The 22,209-nt window shown below is 67.1% G+C and carries 23 protein-coding genes; 17 read left to right on the top strand and 6 right to left on the bottom strand.

Features of this window, described 5'->3' with window-relative positions; translation table 11 throughout:
- The first annotated feature begins 126 nt into the window (after nt 1–126).
- The gene (locus tag ACIP5T_RS04190) at nt 127–1,566 is read left to right on the top strand and encodes a cation:dicarboxylate symporter family transporter (RefSeq protein WP_400860810.1); all 1,440 of its coding nucleotides are present in this window, start codon (nt 127–129) and stop codon (nt 1,564–1,566) included.
- Between the two features lie 60 nt (nt 1,567–1,626).
- Here ACIP5T_RS04190 and ACIP5T_RS04185 read toward each other — a convergent pair whose 3' ends face one another.
- Nucleotides 1,627–1,803: a DUF5302 domain-containing protein gene (locus ACIP5T_RS04185; RefSeq protein WP_091232420.1), complete on the bottom strand. Its 177-nt coding sequence runs from the start codon at nt 1,801–1,803 to the stop codon at nt 1,627–1,629.
- Between the two features lie 39 nt (nt 1,804–1,842).
- A complete protein-coding gene (locus tag ACIP5T_RS04180) occupies nt 1,843–2,415 on the bottom strand; it encodes a DedA family protein (protein WP_400860808.1) in 573 nt (190 codons plus the stop codon).
- A gap of 154 nt (nt 2,416–2,569) precedes the next feature.
- On the opposite strand from ACIP5T_RS04180, the gene ACIP5T_RS04175 reads away from it, so the two are divergent.
- From ACIP5T_RS04175 to ACIP5T_RS04150, 6 genes are all read left to right on the top strand, one after another.
- Entirely contained in the window at nt 2,570–4,495 is a 1,926-nt protein-coding gene (locus tag ACIP5T_RS04175) for a GDSL-type esterase/lipase family protein (RefSeq protein WP_400860807.1), read from the top strand.
- 363 nt (nt 4,496–4,858) lie between these two features.
- Complete coding sequence (locus ACIP5T_RS04170; protein WP_400860806.1) at nt 4,859–7,135, top strand: polyribonucleotide nucleotidyltransferase; 2,277 nt, start codon at nt 4,859–4,861, stop codon at nt 7,133–7,135.
- A gap of 215 nt (nt 7,136–7,350) precedes the next feature.
- Nucleotides 7,351–8,379: an aldo/keto reductase gene (locus ACIP5T_RS04165; RefSeq protein ID WP_400860804.1), complete on the top strand. Its 1,029-nt coding sequence runs from the start codon at nt 7,351–7,353 to the stop codon at nt 8,377–8,379.
- Nucleotides 8,380–8,459: 80 nt separating this feature from the next.
- Nucleotides 8,460–9,062 (top strand): histidine phosphatase family protein, encoded by a 603-nt coding sequence (locus ACIP5T_RS04160; protein WP_140036848.1) that lies wholly within the window; start codon nt 8,460–8,462, stop codon nt 9,060–9,062.
- 59 nt (nt 9,063–9,121) lie between these two features.
- Nucleotides 9,122–9,862, top strand: a complete 741-nt coding sequence (gene dapB, locus ACIP5T_RS04155) for a 4-hydroxy-tetrahydrodipicolinate reductase (protein ID WP_400860802.1) — start codon at nt 9,122–9,124, stop codon at nt 9,860–9,862.
- On the top strand, nt 9,862–10,296 hold the full coding sequence (locus ACIP5T_RS04150; RefSeq protein ID WP_400860801.1) for a hypothetical protein: 435 nt from the start codon (nt 9,862–9,864) through the stop codon (nt 10,294–10,296). Before dapB ends, ACIP5T_RS04150 begins: the two co-directional genes overlap by 1 nt.
- Nucleotides 10,297–10,302: 6 nt before the next feature.
- Here ACIP5T_RS04150 and ACIP5T_RS04145 read toward each other — a convergent pair whose 3' ends face one another.
- From ACIP5T_RS04145 to ACIP5T_RS04135, 3 genes are all read right to left on the bottom strand, one after another.
- A complete protein-coding gene (locus ACIP5T_RS04145) occupies nt 10,303–10,728 on the bottom strand; it encodes an OsmC family peroxiredoxin (RefSeq protein ID WP_400860799.1) in 426 nt (141 codons plus the stop codon).
- A gap of 89 nt (nt 10,729–10,817) precedes the next feature.
- The gene (locus ACIP5T_RS04140; RefSeq protein ID WP_400860797.1) at nt 10,818–11,384 is read right to left on the bottom strand and encodes a DUF4395 domain-containing protein; all 567 of its coding nucleotides are present in this window, start codon (nt 11,382–11,384) and stop codon (nt 10,818–10,820) included.
- 22 nt (nt 11,385–11,406) lie between these two features.
- Nucleotides 11,407–11,820 (bottom strand): thioredoxin family protein, encoded by a 414-nt coding sequence (locus ACIP5T_RS04135; RefSeq protein ID WP_400860795.1) that lies wholly within the window; start codon nt 11,818–11,820, stop codon nt 11,407–11,409.
- A gap of 95 nt (nt 11,821–11,915) precedes the next feature.
- On the opposite strand from ACIP5T_RS04135, the gene ACIP5T_RS04130 reads away from it, so the two are divergent.
- Genes ACIP5T_RS04130 through ACIP5T_RS04120 form a run of 3 tightly spaced genes read left to right on the top strand, consistent with a single transcriptional unit; the run spans nt 11,916 to nt 13,959 of the window.
- Nucleotides 11,916–12,725 (top strand): thymidylate synthase, encoded by an 810-nt coding sequence (locus tag ACIP5T_RS04130; RefSeq protein ID WP_400860793.1) that lies wholly within the window; start codon nt 11,916–11,918, stop codon nt 12,723–12,725.
- A complete protein-coding gene (locus ACIP5T_RS04125) occupies nt 12,722–13,198 on the top strand; it encodes a dihydrofolate reductase (protein ID WP_400860791.1) in 477 nt (158 codons plus the stop codon). Before ACIP5T_RS04130 ends, ACIP5T_RS04125 begins: the two co-directional genes overlap by 4 nt.
- Nucleotides 13,198–13,959 carry an SDR family NAD(P)-dependent oxidoreductase gene (locus ACIP5T_RS04120; protein ID WP_400860789.1) on the top strand — a complete coding sequence of 254 codons (762 nt, stop codon included), beginning with the start codon at nt 13,198–13,200 and terminating at the stop codon, nt 13,957–13,959. The genes ACIP5T_RS04125 and ACIP5T_RS04120 overlap by 1 nt, the downstream gene beginning before the upstream one ends.
- A gap of 22 nt (nt 13,960–13,981) precedes the next feature.
- Here ACIP5T_RS04120 and ACIP5T_RS04115 read toward each other — a convergent pair whose 3' ends face one another.
- The gene (locus ACIP5T_RS04115; protein WP_400860787.1) at nt 13,982–14,521 is read right to left on the bottom strand and encodes an NUDIX domain-containing protein; all 540 of its coding nucleotides are present in this window, start codon (nt 14,519–14,521) and stop codon (nt 13,982–13,984) included.
- Between the two features lie 36 nt (nt 14,522–14,557).
- Between ACIP5T_RS04115 and ACIP5T_RS04110 the strand changes: the two genes are divergently transcribed.
- From ACIP5T_RS04110 to ACIP5T_RS04080, 7 genes are all read left to right on the top strand, one after another.
- Nucleotides 14,558–15,004, top strand: a complete 447-nt coding sequence (locus ACIP5T_RS04110; protein ID WP_400860785.1) for an EF-Tu/IF-2/RF-3 family GTPase — start codon at nt 14,558–14,560, stop codon at nt 15,002–15,004.
- A 28-nt stretch (nt 15,005–15,032) separates the two neighbouring features.
- Nucleotides 15,033–16,010: a 4-hydroxy-tetrahydrodipicolinate synthase gene (dapA, locus tag ACIP5T_RS04105; protein WP_400860782.1), complete on the top strand. Its 978-nt coding sequence runs from the start codon at nt 15,033–15,035 to the stop codon at nt 16,008–16,010.
- A 68-nt stretch (nt 16,011–16,078) separates the two neighbouring features.
- Nucleotides 16,079–17,755: a ribonuclease J gene (locus ACIP5T_RS04100; RefSeq protein ID WP_400860781.1), complete on the top strand. Its 1,677-nt coding sequence runs from the start codon at nt 16,079–16,081 to the stop codon at nt 17,753–17,755.
- Between the two features lie 73 nt (nt 17,756–17,828).
- Entirely contained in the window at nt 17,829–18,323 is a 495-nt protein-coding gene (locus ACIP5T_RS04095) for a GNAT family N-acetyltransferase (protein WP_400860780.1), read from the top strand.
- 82 nt (nt 18,324–18,405) lie between these two features.
- Complete coding sequence (locus ACIP5T_RS04090; protein ID WP_400860779.1) at nt 18,406–21,141, top strand: DNA translocase FtsK 4TM domain-containing protein; 2,736 nt, start codon at nt 18,406–18,408, stop codon at nt 21,139–21,141.
- Nucleotides 21,141–21,716, top strand: coding sequence for a CDP-diacylglycerol--glycerol-3-phosphate 3-phosphatidyltransferase (gene pgsA / locus ACIP5T_RS04085; RefSeq protein WP_400860778.1), 576 nt, complete (start codon nt 21,141–21,143; stop codon nt 21,714–21,716). Before ACIP5T_RS04090 ends, pgsA begins: the two co-directional genes overlap by 1 nt.
- Nucleotides 21,713–22,195, top strand: a complete 483-nt coding sequence (locus ACIP5T_RS04080; protein WP_400860776.1) for a CinA family protein — start codon at nt 21,713–21,715, stop codon at nt 22,193–22,195. Before pgsA ends, ACIP5T_RS04080 begins: the two co-directional genes overlap by 4 nt.
- Nucleotides 22,196–22,209 lie beyond the last annotated feature (14 nt).

Here is a 22,209-nt window from a genome sequence, read left to right as displayed (position 1 = left end):
GCATATCAGTGGTGACCAATACGACCACAAATGGCGTTGCCGTGTGAAGTCCGCGACGGTGAGCTTACCGAAGGCGACGGCGCCCGAGGGCATGCGACGAAGACGTTCATGATCAAGGAGGAAAACATGGCCATCACGACAGGGTTCTCACTTCCCGGATTCCACTGGCGGCGGGGCAAGCAGGCGTGGGACAGGCACACGTGGCTGTATGTCTCGGTGATCATCGCCGTCGTGCTCGGCGCGGCGGTCGGCCTCATCTGGCCTGAGGTCGGAAAGAGCCTCGAGCCGATCGGCACAGGCTTCGTCGCCCTGATCAAGATGATGATCGCGCCGATCATCTTCTGCACGATCGTGGTGGGCGTCGGGTCGATCGCCAAGGCTGCGACGGTCGGCAAGATCGGCGGCCTCGCATTGCTCTACTTCATGGTCATGTCCACGTTCGCGCTGGCGATCGGTCTGGTCGTCGGCAACATCATCCACCCGGGCGCCGGCCTCGACATGGCCAACTCGACCTACGACGCGACGAAGACCGAGGCGAAGACCACGACGGAGTTCATCCTCGGGATCATCCCGACGACCTTCTTCTCGGCCTTCACCGGCGAGAGCGTGCTGCAGGTGCTGTTCATCGCGCTGCTGGTCGGCTTCGCGCTCCAGGGGCTGGGCGACAAGGGCGCTCCGATCATGGACGCGGTGAAGAACCTGCAGAAGCTGGTGTTCCGCATCCTCGGCATGATCCTGTGGCTGGCACCTCTCGGCGCCTTCGGGGCGATCGCCGCCGTCGTCGGGAAGACGGGCATCGCCGCCATCTGGAGTCTCGGCGTGCTGATGATCGCGTTCTACATCACCTGCTTCCTGTTCATCGTGGTCGTGCTGGGGACGCTGCTCTTCGCGGTGACCCGGGTGAACATCTTCAGCCTCGTGAAGTACCTCGCCCGCGAGTACCTGCTGATCGTCGGCACTTCGTCGTCGGAGTCGGCCCTTCCGCGGCTCATCGCGAAGATGGAGCACATCGGCGTCTCGAAGCCGGTCGTCGGGATCACCGTGCCCACGGGATACTCGTTCAACCTCGATGGCACGGCGATCTACCTGACGATGGCCTCTCTCTTCATCGCGACCGGCATGGGTCAGCCGATGACGATCGGCGAGCAGATCGGCTTGCTCGTGTTCATGATCATCGCGAGCAAGGGGGCAGCCGGCGTCACCGGCGCCGGACTCGCCACGCTCGCCGGTGGCCTGCAGGCGTACCGTCCCGACCTGGTGGACGGGGTCGGCGTGATCGTGGGCATCGACCGTTTCATGTCGGAGGGGCGCGCGTTGACCAACTTCACCGGCAACGCGGTCGCGACCCTGCTCATCGGCACCTGGACGCACCAGATCGATCGCGCGCGGGTGCAGCAGGTGCTGAGCGGTGCGCTGCCGTTCGAAGAGTCGTCGCTCGATGGCGTCGACGACCACGGGATGGCAGACGAGAGCAACGCCGTCGACATCCAGGGACTCAAGGAGTCCGCCCTCGACGAGATGGCCGCGAAGGAGGAGAGGGCGCGAGCGCGAGCAGCGCAGAACTGAGCAGGAGACGGAGAAGAGGGATGCGGGAGCCGACGACGGTCGGCTCCCGCATCCGTGTGGTCAACCGCTCTTGCGTCGGAACTCGCGCCGCGTCTGCGGGGCGGGCGCGCCGTGGACGGCGGAGTCGCCATCCAGGTGGGCTTCGCCCTGCCGGTGGTGCGCGTTCTTCTTCTCGAGCGCTTCCTTGAACTTGCGCTTCATCTCCTCGCTGGAGGAGGCGCCTTCTTCGGTGCTCATGCTCGCCAGCCTAGGGCACGCTCCTGACCGGTGGGTGGATCACTTCCGGGCCCGGCGCGACACGACGTCGATCACAGCGCCGAGACCGACCGCGATGGCCACGGATACCGCGACCGCGACCACAGGGCCACCTGGCACCAGCGCGCCGACGACGGCACCGACGGACGCCTGGTAGACGGCCCACCCGAGGGCCGCCACTGAGACGAGCAGCAGATATCGGCCGGGGTGGATGCGCGAGGCGCCGGCGACGAGATTGATCGCCAGACGGGCGAACGGCACGAAGCGTGCGGTGAACAGCACTGTGGCGGTCCCGCCATCGAGGCGACGTCGCGCCCAGGCGAGGGCCTGGCGCACACGTGGCGCGCGCATCCATCTCCAGCGTTCGGTGCCGACGGTGCGGCCGATCAGGTAACACGCTGTGTCGCCGGCGGCGGCCGCCACTGCAGCGCACACGATCACCGCCCAGAGCGGGGGAGTGCCGGTGGTCGAGGCGACGGCACCGAGCGCGGTCACCGCGATCTCCCCCGGGATGACCACGAAGAATGCGTCGCCGAGGACGAGGAGGCTCATGATCACGAGGGCCCAGGGGCCGCTGAGCAGGTCGGTCGGCACACCTCCACAGTGCTCGGCGGAGGTGAACGGGAACCAACGTCCGGATAGCCGGTGACCAGCGCTCCAGCATCCGGTGAACTTCTGGTGCCAGGGGTCGTTTCCTGCATGCCGCGTGCGCCGGTGGCAGCATTCTGAGGATGTGAGAGTCGCGATCGTGACAGAGTCCTTCCTTCCGCACATGAACGGTGTCACCGGGTCAGTACTGCAGATCCTCAGCCACCTCGAACGCGCAGGCCACGACGCGCACGTGGTCGCCCCCGACGCGGTCGGCATGCCCGCCGAGCTCCACGGAGCGGCCGTCGAACCCATGCCCAGCCTCCCGCTCCCGGGTTATCGCAATGTACGGGTGGGGACCTCTCCGGCACGCCAGGTCGCGGCATCGCTGCGCCGCTTCGCTCCGGATGTCGTGCACCTGGCCTCGCCCTTCGCTCTCGGATGGCGAGGCGCGCTCGCCGCGGAGCAGCTCGGCGTGGCCTCGGTCGCCGCGTACCAGACCGATGTCGCGGCATACACGCAGAGGTACCGCATCCCCGTGGCGACGGGTGTCGCGCACGCGCACATCGCCCGGCTTCACCGCCGTGCGACCCTGACGCTCGCTCCATCGCCTGACTCGGCGCACCAGCTCGCCGCGCTGGGCGTCGATCGCGTCCGCCTGTGGGGCAGAGGGGTCGATTCCGAGAGATTCCAGTCGGGCCGCCGCAGCGCGTCGCTGCGTGCGGAGTGGGGGCCCGAGGTCGTGATCGGCTATGTGGGGCGGCTGGCCCCGGAGAAGCAGGTCGAGGATCTGGCGATCCTGCAGACGATCCCGGGGACGCGCCTCGTGATCGTGGGCGACGGACCGAGCAGGTCCCGGCTCGAAGCCCTGATGCCCGGCGCTCTGTTCCTCGGGCACCTCGAAGGCGACGTGCTCGCGGCGGCGATGGCATCGTTCGACGTGTTCGTGCACCCGGGGGAGAGCGAGACCTTCGGCCAGACCCTGCAGGAGGCCCACGCCAGCGGGGTGCCCGTCATCGCCACGGGTCGCGGCGGCCCCCTCGGCCTCGTGCGCATGGGGATCGACGGCTGGCTCTATCGGCCGGGGGATCTCGACGATCTGCGGATGCGCGTCGCCGACCTCACCGGGGACGCGCGCAAACGCCGGGCCTTCGGCGCCGCGGGACGCGAAGCGGTGCAGGGGCGCAGCTGGGCGAGCATCTGCGATCAGCTGCTGGGGCACTTCGACGAGGCACGCGAGCTCCGGGCAGTGGATGCCGGGCTGCGCGCGCGCCGCCTGTCGCGTCCCGAGCCCAGCATCCCGGTCGACTCCCGCCGTTGGCAGCGTTACGTGGCATTGGGGGACTCCCTCACCGAGGGGCTGTGTGACCCGGCACCGGACGGTGCCCTGCGCGGATGGGCCGACCGACTCGCGCTCCTGCTCGCCGCGCGTGGCGGGCTCCACTATGCGAACCTGGCCATCAGGTCGAAGCGCGTGCGCGACCTGTGCGTCACGCAGCTTCCTCGTGCTCTCGAACTCGAACCGGATCTCGTGTCGATCCTCATCGGCGCCAATGACCTCGTGAAACCGAACGCCGACGTGCCGGCGCTCGCCGCGGAGCTCGAAGGCGCGGTCATGCAGCTCCGGAGCATCGGAGCGGATGTCCTCCTCGTCACGCCCTTCCTTCCCCGTCGGCGCGCGGCCGCGATGTTCACGCGGCGGTTCGCGGCGTTCGCCACGGCCCTCACGGGCATCGCGGCACGCACCGGCGCCATCCTGATCGACACGGACCTGCACCCGTCGCTTCCCGATCGCCCGAACTGGGGCGAGGACCTCGTGCACCTCAGCAGTCGTGGCCACAGATTCCTCGCCTACCGGGCGGGGGAGGTGCTCGCTGTCCCGCACGCTGACGCCCTCGGAGTCCTCGACGCGGCTCTGCATGAGAACGAGCCCATCGGGCCGGGGCTCTGGTGGCGCCGACACGCGCTGCCGTGGGTATGGCGACGGCTGCACGGACGCGCTGCGGGAGACGGACGCGTCGCGAAGCACGACGGGTACGTCTACCTGGGGCGATCGAGCGCCCCGCGCAATGTCGCCGTCAGCTGACCTCTGGAGTCTCGCCGCGCGCGTGCGTGCGGTCGTCAGAGTCCTCCCGGAGCGCGCCGCCGCAGGCCGGTCCGACGACCCGGCGCTGCGATGCCGAGGAGTTTCGATGCGGCGCTGATAGGCTGGACGCGGTCGGCGTGTGCCGACCGGACAATTTCATATCGACTCATGGAGCGATCGGCGGAGAGCTGGTCCCCTGTGGTGGGTTCCTCGGCACGACGTCGGGTGGCTTTCTACTGGTGGCCAGCGCAGGTGAGATTCGCGGGAATGCCCGCGCGCCCATATCCGTCAGCATCCGCTCCTTCATGAATGCGCTCGCGCGTCATACGGACTCGCGAGTCTAAACAAAGAAGGAGAGACCTCTTGGAAGGTCCTGAAATCACCGCCACCGAGGCCGTTCTCGACAACGGCCGCTTCGGCACCCGCACCATCCGCTTCGAGACCGGCCGCCTCGCGCAGCAGGCTCAGGGCGCAGTCGCCGCGTACCTCGACGGCGAGACCATGCTCCTCTCGGCCACCAGCGCCGGCAAGCACCCTCGCGAGGGCTTCGACTTCTTCCCGCTGACGGTCGATGTCGAAGAGCGCTCGTACGCCGCAGGCAAGATCCCCGGCTCGTTCTTCCGTCGTGAGGGCCGCCCCTCGACCGAGGCGATCCTCGTCTGCCGCCTGATCGACCGTCCGCTGCGTCCGTCGTTCGTCGACGGTCTGCGCAACGAGGTCCAGGTCGTCATCACCGTGATGTCGATCGCTCCTGGCGAGTTCTACGACGCTCTGGCCATCAACGCCGCTTCCGCGTCGACGCAGATCTCCGGCCTGCCCTTCTCGGGTCCGGTCGCCGGTGTGCGCCTCGCGTTCGTCCCCGGCCACGGCGAGCACGCCGACCAGTGGGTCGCGTTCCCGACCGCCGAGCAGGTCAGCGAGGCCGTGTTCGACCTGATCGTCGCCGGTCGTGTCGTCACCAAGGCCGACGGCACCGAAGACGTCGCGATCATGATGGTCGAGGCTGAGGCGACCGAGGGCAGCTGGAACCTGATCAAGGCCGGAGCCACGAAGCCCGACGAGACCATCGTCGCGCAGGGACTCGAGGCCTCGAAGCCGTTCATCGCGCAGCTGGTCAAGGCTCAGGCAGAGCTGGCAGCCACCTCGTCGAAGGAGCCGGGCGTCTACCCGGTCTTCCCGGCGTACAGCCAGGAGGTCTACGATTTCGTCGCCGGCCGCTCGTACGACGACCTCGTCGGCGTCTACCAGATCGCCGACAAGGTCGAGCGTCAGACGTCCGACGACGCGATCAAGGATCGCGTCAGGGCCGAGCTCATCGAGGCGACCGAGGCGGGCAACCTCCCGGCCGCCGCTCCGCTCGAGTTCTCCGCGGCGTACAAGTCCGTCACTAAGAAGATCGTCCGTGGTCGCATCCTCACCGAGGGCGCTCGCATCGACGGTCGTGGACTCGCGGACATCCGTCCGCTCGACGCTGAGGTGCAGGTCATCCCGCGCGTGCATGGCTCTGCGATCTTCCAGCGCGGGGAGACCCAGATCCTGGGTGTCACCACACTGAACATGCTCAAGATGGAGCAGCAGATCGACTCGCTGTCTCCCGTCACGAGCAAGCGTTACATGCACCACTACAACTTCCCGCCGTACTCGACCGGTGAGACCGGCCGCGTCGGTTCGCCGAAGCGTCGCGAGATCGGGCACGGCTTCCTCGCCGAGCGCGCCCTCGTGCCGGTGCTGCCGAGCCGCGAGGAGTTCCCCTACGCGATCCGTCAGGTGTCCGAGGCGCTGAGCTCCAACGGCTCCACGTCGATGGGATCTGTCTGCGCGTCGACCCTGTCGCTGCTGAACGCGGGTGTGCCGCTGCGCGCAGCCGTCGCCGGCATCGCCATGGGTCTCGTCTCCGATGAGGTCGACGGTGAGACCCGCTACGCGGCGCTGACCGACATCCTCGGCGCGGAAGACGCTCTGGGCGACATGGACTTCAAGGTCGCGGGTACCGGTGAGTTCATCACCGCCATCCAGCTCGACACGAAGCTCGACGGCATCCCGACCTCGGTCCTCGCCGGTGCGCTCACGCAGGCCCGCGACGCTCGTCTGACGATCCTCAACGTCCTGAACGCCGCGATCGACGCGCCCGACGAGATGGCGCCGACCGCGCCTCGCGTCATCAGCGTGCAGATCCCGGTCGACAAGATCGGCGAGCTGATCGGCCCGAAGGGCAAGACGATCAACGCGATCCAGGACGAGACCGGTGCTCAGATCTCCATCGAGGAGGACGGCACCGTCTACATCGGCGCCACCGATGGCCCGTCGGCCGAGGCCGCTCGTGCCCAGGTCAACGCGATCGCCAACCCGACCAACCCCGAGGTGGGCGAGCAGTTCCTCGGAACCGTCGTCAAGATCGCGACGTTCGGTGCGTTCGTCTCGCTGCTTCCTGGCAAGGACGGCCTGCTGCACGTCACCGAGGTGCGCAAGCTCGCCGGTGGCAAGCGTGTCGAGAACGTCGACGACGTGCTGTCGGTCGGTCAGAAGATCCTCGTGAAGATCACGAAGATCGATGACCGCGGCAAGCTGTCGCTCGAGCCCGTGCTCGACGACGCTCCCGCAGCTGACGCAGCTTCTGCTGAAGAGGCCGCCGCCGAGTAATCGACGCCGTCTCCACACGGAGCCCGGGTCGTCCTTCACGGACGGCTCGGGCTTCGTCGTATCCGATGTGACCAAACCGTTATCGGAAGTTCTCGCGCCGTTCCCCGGATTGGTCGGCGCGTTCGCGGATCTCGCTTACTCTCGAAGTACGCACCGGGGGGTGCAATCGAGGCAGTGACGCAGGTCGGTACGCACCGATCGACGGGGGTGAGGATATGCGGTTGTTCAGCGTAGGCGCAGGAGCGTCGGCTGAGCGTGCGCAGCAGGGCACGGCAGAGCACCCGTCCGCGCCCATACCCATCGTCGGCCCCGGCATAGGAGAGAGCATCCGCGTACCTCTCGGCGAGACCGGTCTCGATACTTTTCCGCTGATGCTCGGCGCGGCCGAGTTCGGCTGGAACGTCGATCTCGAGACGAGCCACGGGATCCTCGACCGCTACGTGGAGTTCGGCGGCAACGCGATCCACACCGCTGACGGATTCTCCGGCGGCCGCAGCGAGCACATCATCGGTCAGTGGCTGCAGTCCAGGGGGCGGCGCGATCGTGCCCTGTTGAGCGTGCGGATCGGAGCCCACGCCGACAACCCGGGCCTCGGCTCGGTGAACCTCGTCCGCGCGGTCGAGGGCTCGCTCGTACGTCTCGGCGTCGACCGCATCGACGTGCTGTATCTCGACGCGACTCTCGATCGCACGACGAACCTCGAAGACACGCTCGCGACCGTCGAGTGGATGGTCGACGCCGGGAAGATCGGCGCGCTCGGGGCATTCGGCTTCGCGCCGGAGCGGCTCGTCGAGGCTCGAATCCTCGCCTCCGCGGGCTACCCGCGCATCGAGGTGATCGATTCGCCGTACAACCTCGTCCGTCGTCAGCCCTTCGAGGGCGATCTCCGTCTCGTCGCGGGCGCTCAGAACCTCGCCGTGACGCCGTCGCACGCTCTCGAGCACGGCTTCCTCTCCGGAAGGCACCGCAGCAAGGCTCTGACCTCGCGCGGTGTGCGCGGAGAACAGCTGCGCGGCCACCTCAACCGTCGCGGCACGAAGATCCTGCGGGCCCTCGACCAGGTGGCGACCGAGCTCGAGGTGCCGGTGGCTGCCGTGTCCATCGCCTGGCTGCTCGCGCAGCGCACCATCGCGGCACCGATCGTGAACACGTTCGCGACCGACCATGTCGACGAGCTGATGCAGGGCGCGGGCGTCACTCTCTCGCGCGCTCAGGTCGCCGAACTCACACGCGCCGGCAACTGAGCGTCGTAACGCCTCTGTCACAGACCTGACATAGGGTGGAGTGAATCCCGGCGGACGCTGTCGATGAAGCGAGCGAGTTTGTGACGCATTACATATATCTGGTCAGACACGGTGAACATCAGGACGCCGAACACGGTCTCGCTGACGGACCCCTGTCGCCACGCGGCCAGCGTCAGGCCGAGCTCATCGCCGACAGGCTCTCAGGACTCCCGCTCGATGCCGTCTGGCACTCACCCCTCCTGCGGGCGAACGAGACGGCTCGGGCGATCGCTCAGCGGCTCCCGTCGGTAGACCCTGAGCCCACCGCGCTGCTCTTCGACTGCGTGCCCACGGGGATGACCGACGAGACCCCGGCCGCCTACGAGCCGTTCTTCGGATCGGTCACCGAGGCCGAGCTCGACGCCGGCCGCGCCCAGATGTTCGACGCGGTCAACGAGTTCCTGGTGCGCAAGCCGGGCGACGTGCACGAGGTGCTCATCACTCACAACTTCGTGATCTCCTGGTTCGTGCGAGAGGTCCTCGGCGCCCCGGAATGGCGATGGATGACCTTGAATCAGGCGCACTGCGGGCTGACCGTGATCGCGCAGAAGCAGGGGCGTCCGTGGACGCTGCTCACTCACAACGACACCGGGCATCTTCCTGTCGAGCTGCGGACGGGCATTCCCGACGCGATGCCGGTCTGATTCCCGATACCCCGGCCCGCCGCGGCTGGCCGCGTGCCGTGGAGAAATAGACTGAGCGCATGACCACGCAGGTAGCACTCGTCGGCGGAACCGGGAAGCTCGGATCGATCATCGGTGCGGTGATCGATGGGCTCGAGGGCTTCGAGGTGAGTCGCGTGCTCACCTCTCGAAGTGATCTCGCGGAGCTCGACGGTGCGGATCTCGTGATCGATGCCACCACGCCCCAGGTGAGCGTCGACGTCGTGCGCGCTGCGGTGGAACGTCAGATCAACATCCTGGTCGCGACCTCCGGATGGTCCACGGAACGCATCGCTCTGGTGCGTCCTCTGGTCGAGAACGCGGGTACGGGGGCGGTCTTCATTCCGAACTTCTCGCTGGGCTCCGTACTCGGCTCCGCGCTGGCCTCCGCAGCTGCGCCCTTCTTCGGATCGGCTGAGATCGTCGAGGCGCACCACGAGGCGAAGGTCGACTCTCCGAGTGGCACCGCGGTGCGCACTGCCGAGCTCATCGCCGCCGCACGAGCCGAGCAGGGCCCCGTCAGTGCTCCGCATGCCGACCAGCGTGCGAGAGGGCAGCAGGTGGGCAGCGTGCCGATCCACTCGCTCCGGCGTCCTGGCGTCATCGCGAAGCAGGAGGTCATCCTCTCGGGACCGGGCGAATCACTGACGTTCACTCACGACACGGTCGAGCCTGCGCTCGCCTACGCGCCGGGCATCCGTCTGGCTGTCCCGTTCGCGGCCCAGGCGAATGGAGTCTTCGTCGGCCTGGAGAGCATGATCGACATCGGCATCCGCTCGTGATGTCGCGTATCGGCGTCGGCCTCATGGCCGCGGCGCTGCTGGTCTATCTCGCGGTCGCCGTCTGGTTGGCCGTGATGTTCTTCGCCGTCGGGACGCCGGTGTCGATCGGCATGGGCGTCGCCCTGATCGTCCTCGCTCCGATCGGCGCGTGGGCACTCGTCCGCGAGATGCAGTTCGGATTCGCGGCCGATCGCCTGGGACGTGCACTCGACGCGGAGGGCGGTATGCCCGAGGCGGAGTCCGAGCTCACGCCCAGCGGGCGTATCGCCCGAGCCGACGCCGACCCGCTGATCGCGAGATACGCGGAGATCTCCGACGCCGACCCGACGGATTGGCGTGCGCGGTACCGCCTGGGCGTCGTTCAGGATGCGGCGGGGCGTCGGAAGGACGCCCGCGCCAGCATCCGTGAGGCGATTCGAGTGGCTCGCGGCTGACCGGACTCAGGCGAGCGTCGCCTCGAGCGTGATCTCGATGCCGGCCAGAGCCTGGGAGACCGGGCAGCCGACCTTCGCCTCGGCGGCGATCCTCTGGAAGTCGTCGGGGGAGAGACCGGGAACGACGGCGTTGACGTTGAGGTGGCTTCCGCTGATTCCGACGCCGGGCTTGAAGGTGACCGATGCGCTCGTGTTGACGCGCTCCGGCGGAGTGCCGTTCTCCGAGAGCGCGTGCGACAGGGCCATGCTGAAGCACGACGCGTGAGCCGCGGCGATCAGTTCCTCGGGCGTGGTCGTCGTGTCGCTGCCCTCGCTGCGAGCCTTCCAGTTGATCGGGAAGGTGCCGAGCTTCGACGAGGAGAACGCGACGGTGCCCGAGCCCTCTGCGAGAGATCCGGTCCAGGTGGTGGTGGCTTCGCTGGTGACGGGCATGATTCCTCCGTTGTATCGCGCGCTGCTCGGTATGCGGATCGCGTGTCCGGCCAGCCTATCGACCGGGTGCGCCGGGCGGAACAGCGGCCTCAGGCTGCGCGTGCGGCGCGGCCGACGACACCTGCCCGCTGCAGCAGCAGATAGATCTGGCACCCGAGGCAGAACGAGAACGCGGCGTTGAGGAAGGCCGCGATGAACGCCGCTGCCGTCGCGACGGGCAGCGCCCAGGGCACCCCGGCGAGGTGAAGCACGAGTCCGATTGTCACGACGAAGAGACCGACGCCCTGAGCGAAGCGAGGAGGACGCGGGTCCTCGAGCTCGGTCGGAGGTGCCAGTCTCGGGCGCACGAACCGGCGGAACAGCAGACCCCAGGGCGCGGTCCTCGGCGACAGCACACTCCACAGGAACAGGAGCGCGATCACCACGGTGAGGAGGAACCCCGGGTCCAGCGCCCGCTGCGCGAGCGTCGCGGAGCTGACAGCCCATGTGTCCGAACCCAGGCCGGCCGAAGCCAGCGGCTGGTAGGCGAACCAGCCGAACGTCCTGGCGGTCGAGATGCCGACCAGCCCGAGGAACGTCGCGACGAGCAGCAGCACCGCCGTGATCGTCGCTGCGAATCGCGGCCCCCTGGGGTCGACGCCTGCGGGTGCGGTCATCTGTGTTCCATCCTTTTCCGTCTCATACGGCGGCCAGTGCTTCGTCGAGTGCATGGCGATGGGGCACGCCGTGGAATCGGGCGCGGACTGCGCCGGAGCCGTCGACGATGAAGGTCGTCGGTGTCTGCAGCACGCGGTAGCGGGCTGACAGGTCCGGCCGATGAGTCAGGTCGACCTCCACGTGGTGCAGGCCGACCGACTCGGCGGCGTAGCCCCTCAGCATCCGCCGCACCTGAGGACAGCGAGTGCACATCTCGGTGCTGAACTGCACGAAGGTCGCGCGGTCGCCCAGCTCCAGGTCGCCGGCGTCGGCCGGGTCGAATCTCAAGTGGCCGCCCCGGCGACGTCTTCCGTCCAGGAGACGCAGCACGATTCCGATGGCGACGGCGAACACCAGCAGCGCTGCGGCGATAGCGAGGGCGAGCGCGGGCGACATGGGTCGAGAATACGGTGATCCGAAAGCGTCGAGGCCGATGTGTCGCATCGTGACGATCCGACTCCTCCGCCCTCGGGGCGGGTAGTCTGGCACACATGAGCGCAGCCGTCCCGACGCCGTATGAAGACCTTCTCCGAGACGTCCTGGAGTCGGGCACCCACAAGTCGGATCGAACCGGCACCGGGACCACCAGCGTCTTCGGCAGGCAGATCCGCTTCGACCTCTCGAAGGGGTTCCCGCTGATCACGACGAAGCGCGTGCACTTCAAGTCGATCGCCTACGAACTCCTGTGGTTCCTCAGGGGAGATTCGAACGTGAAGTGGTTGCAAGACCACGGCGTCACCATCTGGGACGAGTGGGCCGACGCATCCGGAGATCTCGGCCCCGTCTACGGAGTGCAATGGCGAAGCTGGCCGACGCCCGAGGGCGAGAGCATCGATCAGCTCGCGCAGGTGATCGAGCAGATCCGTCAGACACCCGACTCCCGTCGCCTCATCGTGTCTGCCTGGAACCCGGCGGACATCCCCGACATGGCGCTCGCGCCCTGCCACGCCCTCTTCCAGTTCTACGTCGCAGACGGCAAGCTCTCCTGCCAGCTCTATCAGCGCAGCGCCGATCTCTTCCTCGGGGTCCCTTTCAACATCGCGTCCTACGCCCTGCTCACGCTGATGGTCGCGCAGCAGGTCGGACTCGAGCCCGGCGACTTCGTCTGGACGGGTGGTGACTGCCACATCTACGACAACCACCTGGAGCAGGTGAAGGAACAGCTCACTCGCGACCCATTCCCGTACCCCACGCTGCGGTTCGCTCAGAAGCCCGAATCGATCCTCGATTACGGCTACGAGGACTTCATCGTCGAGGACTATCAGCACCACGCTCCGATCCGGGCGGCGGTCGCGGTATGACCTGGGTGGGGCTCATCTGGGCGGAGGCGCATGGCGGCGTCATCGGCGCAGAGGGCGGCATGCCCTGGAACGTCCCCGAAGACCTGGCGCATTTCAAAGAGGTCACCCTCGGCGCTCCGGTGATCATGGGACGTAAGACGTGGGATTCGCTTCCTGAGCGTTTTCGTCCGCTCCCGAGGCGCGAGAACATCGTCGTCACCCGTCAGCAGGACTGGACCGCAGACGGGGCTCGTCGCGCGGCGGCCGTGACGGATGCCGTACGCGGCCACGACAGGGTCTGGATCATCGGGGGAGCCGAGATCTTCCGCCTCGTGATCACGGACGCGGACCGCCTCGAGGTCACAGAGCTCGACATCGACGTCGCCGGCGACGCCTACGCGCCTTCCAAGGCGGGGTGGCGCCTCGTCGACGAGGGGGAGTGGCAGACGTCACGCTCCGGAGTCCGATACCGCTTCCTCGGTTACGAGCGCTGATGCCCACCGCATTGATCACCGGTGCGAGCGCCGGACTCGGTGCCGAGTTCGCGCGCCAGCTCGCCCGACGACGAACCGACCTGATCCTCGTCGCGCGATCCGCGCAGTCCCTCGACGCCGTGGCAGCCGAACTTCGAGGTGAGTACGGGGTCGCGGTCGAAGTCATTCCTGCGGATCTCTCCGAGTCCGAGGGAGTCGAACGCGTGGCTGCGCGTCTGCGCGACACCGCGGATCCTGTGGATCTGCTCATCAACAACGCAGGATTCGGTCTGCCGCTCCGGTTCGCAGACAACGACATCGAAGACGAGGTACGCCACCTGCGCGTCCACGTCGAGGCGTCGATGCGTCTCATGCATGCTGCGCTCCGATCGATGCGCGGACGCGGCGGCAGGATCATCAATGTCGCCTCGGTGGCCGGCTTCATCTCGCGCTCGACGTATTCGGCGTGCAAGGGGTGGCTGATCGGGTTCAGCCGATGGGCGAATGCGGAGTACTCCCGGGACCGTGTCACGGTGACTGCAGTGTGCCCCGGGTTCACGCACACGTCCTTCCACGAGCGGATGGGGCTCGAACCGGGGCACGAGGGTGTTCCCGGATTCATGTGGCTCGATGCGCGCAACGTGGTCCGAGAGGCTCTGCGGGACGCTGCTCGCGGTCGTGCCGTCTCGATCCCGTCCCTGCGCTACAAGGCCATCGTGGCCGTGGCTTCCATCCTGCCGAGTTCGCTGACGTCCGGCGTCGCACGGCGCGGCCGCGTCTGACGAGAGCGCAGGTGCGCCTGCGTCAGCGGAATCTGCCCAGGCGGATACAGGCGTAGGCGATCGCCGCCACGGTCTCTCCATCGGTGATCCGGCCGTCCGCGATCATGTCGAGGACCTCGGCGAACGGAACCCAGGTGACGGCGTCGATGCCCTCCTCTGCCTGGCTGTGCGTCGAGTCATCCGCCGGCGTCATTACGCGGGCGAGGAACACATGCTCTGGCGCGTGGGCGATCCCGTTCAGGGCGTTCATGGTTCCGAGGGACGTCCAGTCCTCGGCGACGAACCCTGTCTCCTCGAGCAGCTCGCGCTGCGCGGCTGTGAGCGGATCCTCACCGTCGCTTCCTCCGGCAGGCACCTCGATGGAGACGCCTGTCGTGTATCGCTCGAGCGAGACGAGGCAGACACGGTCTTCGTCATCGAGCGCGACGACGAAGACAGCCGGATGCCGCATGGTCACGACGCCGTAGATTCCGTCGCCCCCGGGGCCGGTGACCTTGTCCTCCCGCACCTCGATCCACCGGTTCTCGTACACCGTCGACGACTCGCGTGTGACCCATGTCATGGAGTCGAGCCTATGCGGATCCCTAGTATCGACTGCATGGGATGGCTGTTCGGGAGGAAGCGCGACTCTGAGGATGCCAACGAGCTGCTGCGCCGGTACAACGAGGCCGAAGCAGCGCGACTCGCTGCGATGACCTCCGGCGTTGCCGAGGAGACGGCGATGGGCGTCAGTATTCGCGTTCCGGGGTCGGCTTCGCTGTCGGTGCCCTCGAGTTCGACCACGTTCCTGGTCGAGGACGTCTTCACCATCACCGGGCGCGGAACGGTGGCGACGGGAAAGGTCACGTCGGGCACGCTGCGGGTCGATGACGACATCGTGGTGCTGCGCGACGGAGCTCTGCAGGCCCGGACGCGGATCACCGGCATCGAGATGTTCCGGAAGCACGTGGACGAGGCGATGGTGGGAGAGCTGTCCGGTCTGGTGCTCCGTGAGAAGATCGCGATCGCGCGCGGAGATGTCATCCGCCTCGCCCCGTCTGGGTGAGCGGCACGCTAACCGATACGCTGGGGGCATGACGCACTCGGGCAACCCCTTCGGACAGGTTCTCGTCGCGCTCGTCACTCCGATGACGGCCGACGGTGAAGTCGATTGGCCCGCCGTCGAGAAGCACATCGATGACGTCATCACCGCTGGTGCTGACGGGATCGTCGTGACGGGAACGACCGGCGAGACCTCGACCCTGACGGACCCCGAGAAGCTCAAGCTCGTCGAGGTCGGGAAGTCGGTCTCCGCTGGCCGCGCCAAGATCATCACAGGCGGCGGGTCCAACGAGACCGCGCACGCGATCGAGCTGTACAAGGCCAGCGAGAAGGCCGGCGCAGACGGGATCATGATCGTCACGCCGTATTACAACAAGCCGACGCAGGCCGGCATCCTGACCCATTTCCGTCTCGTGGCCGATGCCACCGACCTCCCGGTGATCCTCTACGACATCCCCGGTCGCACAGGCGTCCCCATCAAGTACGAGACCATCCTCCGGCTCGCGAAGCACCCGAACATCCTCGCCATGAAGGATGCCAAGGGAGACTTCTCCGAGGTGAGCCGCGTGTTGAACCAGACCGACCTCATGTACTTCTCCGGAGACGACGCCAACGTGCTGCCGCACCTCGCGATCGGCGCGACCGGCTTGATCGGTGTGACCGCGAACGTCGCTGCGGCGCCATACCGCACCATCATCGACGCCGTCAACCGAGGCGATCTCGCGACCGCGACCGCTGAGCACAAGCGGCTCGAACCGCTGGTGCGCGCCGTCATGACCCACGTGCCAGGCACCGTCGCGGCGAAGTACATCCTGCACGGGCTCGGCCGCATCTCGAGCCCGCGCGTGCGTCTGCCGCTCGTCGGACCCGAAGAGTGGGAGGCCGCTCTCATCGAGGACGAGCTCGATCTCGTCAGGGACGTCCCCGGCGCAGACTTCTCCAACTTCCGCCCCGACCGCAACGCGGCCGCGGGCGGTGCCCTGCCGAAGGTGCACGGCACAACCCGCTGAGACCGAACGCGGTGAGCCGCGTCACAAGGAACGAACGGACGCGTCGCGCGTCCGACTGAGGAGACAGCATGTCCATCCCGATCGCAGACCCCGCAGCACTCGAAGAGGGGACGCTTCGGGTCACCCCGCTCGGCGGCCTCGGCGAGATCGGTCGCAACATGACGATCTTCGAGTTCGACGGCAAGATCCTGATCGTCGACTGCGGAGTGCTCTTCCCCGAGGAGCACCAGCCGGGGGTCGATCTGATCCTGCCGGACTTCGAGCCGATCAAGGGTCGACTCGATGACATCGTCGGCGTCGTCCTCACCCACGGGCACGAAGACCACATCGGCGCGGTTCCGTATCTTCTGCGTCTGAAGAGCGACATCCCGGTGATCGGTTCCGGCCTCACGCTCGCACTCGTCGAGGCGAAGCTCAAGGAACACCGCATCAAGGCATACACGCTCACTGTGAAAGAGGGGCAGCGCGAGAAGGTCGGGCCCTTCGACCTCGAGTTCATCGCGGTGAACCACTCGATCCCCGACGCCCTCGCGGTCGCGATCCGCACGCCCGCCGGCCTCGTGCTCGCAACCGGCGACTTCAAGATGGATCAGCTCCCGCTCGACGGGCGCATCACCGACCTTCGTGCCTTCGCCCGCCTGGGTGAGGAGGGGGTCGATCTCTTCCTCGTCGACTCGACCAACGCCGACGTGCCGGGGTTCACCCCCACCGAACGCTCGATCGGCCCGGTGCTCGATCAAGTCATCGGCAAGGCGCCGCGACGGGTCATCGTCGCGAGCTTCTCGAGCCATGTGCACCGAGTGCAGCAGGTCCTCGACGCCGCAGCGGCGCACGGCCGCCGGGTGGCTCTGCTCGGGCGCAGCATGCTGCGCAACATGACGATCGCCGAAGACCTGGGCTACCTGAAGGTCCCGAGCGGTCTGCTGATCGACTACAAGAAGGCGCGAGACCTTCCCGACGACAAGATCGTCTACATGTCGACCGGCTCTCAGGGTGAACCGATGGCCGTGCTCAGTCGGATGGCGAACCTCGACCACGCGATCGAGCCGGGTGAAGGTGACACCGTGATCCTCGCGTCGAGCCTGATCCCCGGAAACGAGAATGCCGTCTACCGTGTGATCGACGGACTCACGAAGCTCGGCGCGAACGTCGTGCACAAGGCGAACGCCAAGGTGCATGTCTCGGGGCACGCCGCGGCCGGCGAGCTGATCTACTGCTACAACATCCTCAAGCCCAAGAATGTCCTTCCCGTCCACGGCGAGTACCGTCATCTGATCGCCAACGCCAAGCTGGCTCAGGACACGGGAGTCGCCGCCGAACGCACGATCATCGCGTCGAACGGCACCGTCATCGACCTGAAGGACGGCGATGCACGCGTGGTCGGCCAGCTCGACCTCGGATTCGTCTACGTCGACGGGTCGACTGTCGGCGCGATCACCGACGCCGATCTCAAGGACCGCCGGATTCTGGCTGAGGAGGGCTTCGTCTCCGTGATCGTCGTGGTCGATGCTGCAACGGGGCGCATCATCTCTGGGCCGGAGATCCACGCTCGCGGCATCGCTGAAGACGACTCCGTCTTCGACGACGTCACACCGAAGATCATCGCCGCGCTGAAGGAAGCCTCCGGCAACGGCGTGCGCGACACCCATGCGCTCTCACAGGTGATCCGCCGCACGATCGGGCGCTGGGTCAATCAGAAGCTCCGTCGGCGCCCGATGATCGTTCCGCTCGTCATCGAGGCGTGATCGCAGCCGCGCCGCTCGCGGGTTCACAGTCGACCGACACTCGGCTGTAACGCGAGCGGCATACGCTCTCCTCATGCCGGACGACTTCTCGATCCGACCCGCCGAACAGGCGGACGGGAGCTTCCTCGGCGACATGGTCGTCGAGGCGGCGAATTGGCGCTCGGGCGGGGCGCGACCACGCCACGAGATCCTCACCGCGGTCGAGCATCGACGCTACGTCTCCGGATGGATGCGACCGGCGGATGCGGGCTTCCTCGCCATAGACGCGGACGGGCGGCCGATCGGCGCAGCGTGGTACCGAATGCTCGCGCCCGACGACGCGGGTTTCGGATTCGTCGGAACTGCGGTACCGGAGCTCATCATCGGCGTGCAGCCGATCTGGCGTGCGCACGGAGTCGGGCGGACTCTGCTCCGGCGCCTCGTGCTGCACGCCGGCGAGCAGGGGCACCCTCGGCTCAGTCTCAGTGTGGAACGGGACAACTTCGCTCGAACGCTGTATCGATCGGAGGGGTTCGTGGTCACGGACGAAGGAAGCGTGCGCGACACGATGGTGCATCGCGGGTCCTGACCCACGGCTGCTACGCGGGCGGATGACACCGGAATGCCGCGTCATTACGGGGATTGTCGGCCTCTCGACGTAACGTGAGATCATGGCCAGGAGTACCACGAAGTCAGCGCGCGCGTCCGAGAGCGCCACGCCTCGCCCGAAGAGGCAGGCTGCTCCGAAGGCTCAGGCAGCGCCCAAGAAGTACATCGACGAGATCGACAAGCCGCCTGTGGCGGTGCGGGCCTGGAACGGCCTCGCCCATGGTGTCGGCGGACTGTTCCGAGCATTCGGTCCCGAGACCCTCGAGAAGGACGATCGGCGCGACGGCTTCCCCCTCCTGCTCGTGCTGTTGGCGATCGCCGGAGCGGTCAACGAGTGGTTCTTCATCGGCAACGAGGTCGCTGCCAACATCAGCGCCTACTCGGTGGGGCTTCTGGTCGGACGCGTGGCCTTCGTCATGCCGGTCCTGCTCCTGCTGCTCGCCGGCTGGCTGTTCCGTCACCCGTCGTCCGTGCATGACAACGGGCGGATCGGCATCGGGTTCGGACTCTTCATCCTCGCGCTCGCGGGCTTCTGCCACACGGCTGCCGGCCGTGCCGATTCTGCGGGGCTGCTCGTGCGGCCACAGCCCAAGGACGGCATGCCCGCGCTCAGCGAGGCGGGCGGACTGTTCGGCTGGATGCTCGGCGAGCCGCTCTCCTACCTCACCGCGGTCGGTGCGTACGTCGTGCTGTCGGTCCTCGCCGTTCTCAGCGTCCTGATCCTGACCAAGACCCCGCCGAACCGCATCGGTCAGCGCCTCGGAGATCTGTATGCGTGGATGTTCGACGCCGAGCGCACCGAGAAGCCGGCCAAGGACGCCGCCGCGGTCGATGAGGCAGACAAGGTCGACGATCCGGATGTCCTGCCGTGGTGGCGACGCAACAAGACCGGTCGCGAGGAGGATCCCGACGAGGGGACTCTCGGATCCGACGACATCACCGCTCTGCTCACCACCTCGGAGCCGACTCCTGCATACGACCAGGCCGTCGTCGTGGAGAACCCCTCGGATGCCGCGACTGAGGTGCTGTCAGACGTGCGCTCGGTGACCGAGTCGTTGGCCGGGCAGCAGACCACCGCACTTCTCGATGACGAGTCCGACACAGGCGAGATGCCCGAGCTGCCGGGACTCGACGGCTTCGGAACCGCAGGGCCGGGGGAGCGGGGCCCGCAGGCGCCCGTGACTCCCTACGTGCTTCCCTCGCCGGGACTCCTGGTCGAAGGCCCACCCCCGGTCATGCGGTCCGAAGCGACCGACAAGGTGATCGAGCAGATCACGAGCGTGCTGACGCAGTTCAAGGTCGATGCGAAGGTCACCGGATTCTCGCGTGGTCCGACGGTCACCCAGTACGAGGTGGAGGTCGGCCATGGTGTCAAGGTCGAGAAGATCCTTCAGCTGAGCAACAACTTCGCCTACGCGGTCGCATCCAACGACGTGCGGATCCTGTCGCCGATCCCGGGCAAGAGCGCGATCGGCATCGAGATCCCGAACGCCGATAAGGAGATGGTCGCGCTCGGGGATGTGCTCCGGTCTCCGGCAGCGCACAAGAGCACTCATCCGATGACGATCGGCGTCGGAAAGGACGTCGGCGGCAACATCGTCATCGCGAACCTCGCGAAGATGCCGCACCTCCTGGTCGCCGGTTCCACAGGGTCGGGTAAGTCCAGCTTCGTGAACTCGATGATCACGAGCCTTCTCATGCGCGCTCGGCCCACCGACGTGCGGATGGTCCTGATCGACCCGAAGCGCGTCGAGCTGACCAGCTATGCGGGAGTGCCGCACCTGATCACACCGATCATCACGAACCCGAAGAAGGCCGCCGAGGCTCTCCAGTGGGTCGTGAAGGAGATGGACATGCGGTACGACGACCTCGCGTCGTTCGGATTCCGCCACATCGACGATTTCAATCGGGCGGTGCGCGCCGGAGAGGTCGAGCTCCCGGTCGGAAGTGAACGTGTCCTCAAGCCCTACCCGTATCTCCTCGTGGTGGTCGATGAGCTCGCAGACCTGATGATGGTCGCGCCGCGAGATGTCGAGGACTCGATCGTCCGCATCACCCAGCTGGCGCGCGCGTCCGGCATCCACCTGGTGCTCGCGACGCAGCGACCGAGCGTCGACGTCGTCACCGGTCTGATCAAGGCCAACGTGCCGTCGCGCCTCGCTTTCGCCGTGACGAGCGTCACGGACAGCCGCGTGATCCTCGACAGCCCCGGTGCTGACAAGCTGATCGGCCAAGGTGACGCCCTGTTCTCGCCGATGGGATCATCCAAGCCGTTCCGTCTGCAGGGTGCGTGGGTCGATGAGAAGGAGATCGACGCGGTCGTCAAGCACGTCACGCGTCAGGCCCGTCCCGACTACCGCGCGGATGTGCAGGAAGCGCTGGAGCCGACGAAGAAGAAGGAGGTCGACGAGGACATCGGGGACGACCTCGAACTCCTTCTCGCGGCAGCCGAACTCATCGTGTCTTCGCAGTTCGGCTCGACGTCGATGCTGCAGCGAAAGTTGCGTGTCGGCTTCGCCAAGGCAGGTCGCCTGATGGACCTCCTCGAGTCGCGAGAGATCGTCGGCCCGTCCGAAGGGTCCAAGGCACGTGACGTGCTGGCGACGGCCGAGCAACTGCCCCAGGTCATGGCGAAGCTGCGAGGTGACGATGCTCCGCCGAAGCCCGCCGCTCCCGCCGCCGCGACCGCGGCCGGAGCGCCGCACGACCCGATCGAGGCCCAGTTCCAGGGGCTGCCGGTGGTCGAGGCTGAAGACGACGGCGACGAAGACGCCTGGGGACTGACAGGAAGAGACTGATGAGTATTCCACGGCAGCTTCCCAACGCGATAACCATCGCGCGCATCCCGCTCGCGGTGATCTTCTTCATCCTGCTCCTGATGGGCGGAACGTACGGGCTCGACGACATCGTCATCCGATGGGTTGCGGCGATCCTCTTCGTCGTGGGCATCTCCACCGACTGGGTCGACGGCTACCTCGCACGTCGCCACAACATCGTCTCGGACTTCGGCAAGCTGTGGGACCCGATCGCCGACAAGCTGCTCACCGGGGCGGGCTTCATCGGCCTGGCCGTGCTCGGTGAGCTCAACTGGTGGGTCGTGATCGTGATCCTGATCCGCGAGTGGGGCATCACGATCCACCGCCTCATGGTCGCGAAGGAGCACGTCGTGGCTGCCGCGTGGATGGGCAAGATCAAGACTGCGGTCCAGGCCGTGGCGCTCTCCTGGGCGCTGCTCCCGCTGCACGTGGTGATCGGGGCCCAGCTGTGGGTGGTCGGGACCGCCATCCTGATGATCCTGGCGCTGATCCTCACGGTGGCGAGCGGCATCGACTACATCGTGGCTCAGGTGCGAGGGTCACGGAAGCCGTCGTGACGTCTGCGTCGGAGGTGCTCGCCGCGCTGGTAGATCGTGGCTGGACCCTCGGTATCGCGGAGTCGCTGACGGGCGGCGCTCTCGCTGCAGAGTTCGTCTCGGTGCCAGGTGCATCGGCGGTGTTGCGGGGAGCGATCGTCGCCTACGCCACCCCGGTGAAGCACACACTGCTGGGCGTCGACGACGGACTGCTCGACGCGCATGGACCGGTGCATCCCGGCGTCGCGCTGCAGATGGCAGCGGGGGTGTGCCGCGCCCTGGAGGTCTCGGGAACTCCCGCCGACGTCGGCGTCTCGACAACGGGGATCGCTGGACCGGAGTCACCGGACGGTCAGCCCGTCGGAACAGTGCACATCGCCGTCGTGACGCCGGATTCCTCTGTGAGCGAGTCATTCAGGTTCGACGGCGATCGCGCGCAGGTCCGGGCTCAAGCGGTCGACGCGGCCGTGGCGATGCTCGCGCGGATCCTCCGGGAATAGCTGATGCGGACGTT

The sequence above is a fragment of the Microbacterium sp. NPDC088619 genome (assembly GCF_044752825.1).
Taxonomy (GTDB): domain Bacteria; phylum Actinomycetota; class Actinomycetes; order Actinomycetales; family Microbacteriaceae; genus Microbacterium.
This window is presented reverse-complemented; position numbering and strand designations above follow the sequence as displayed.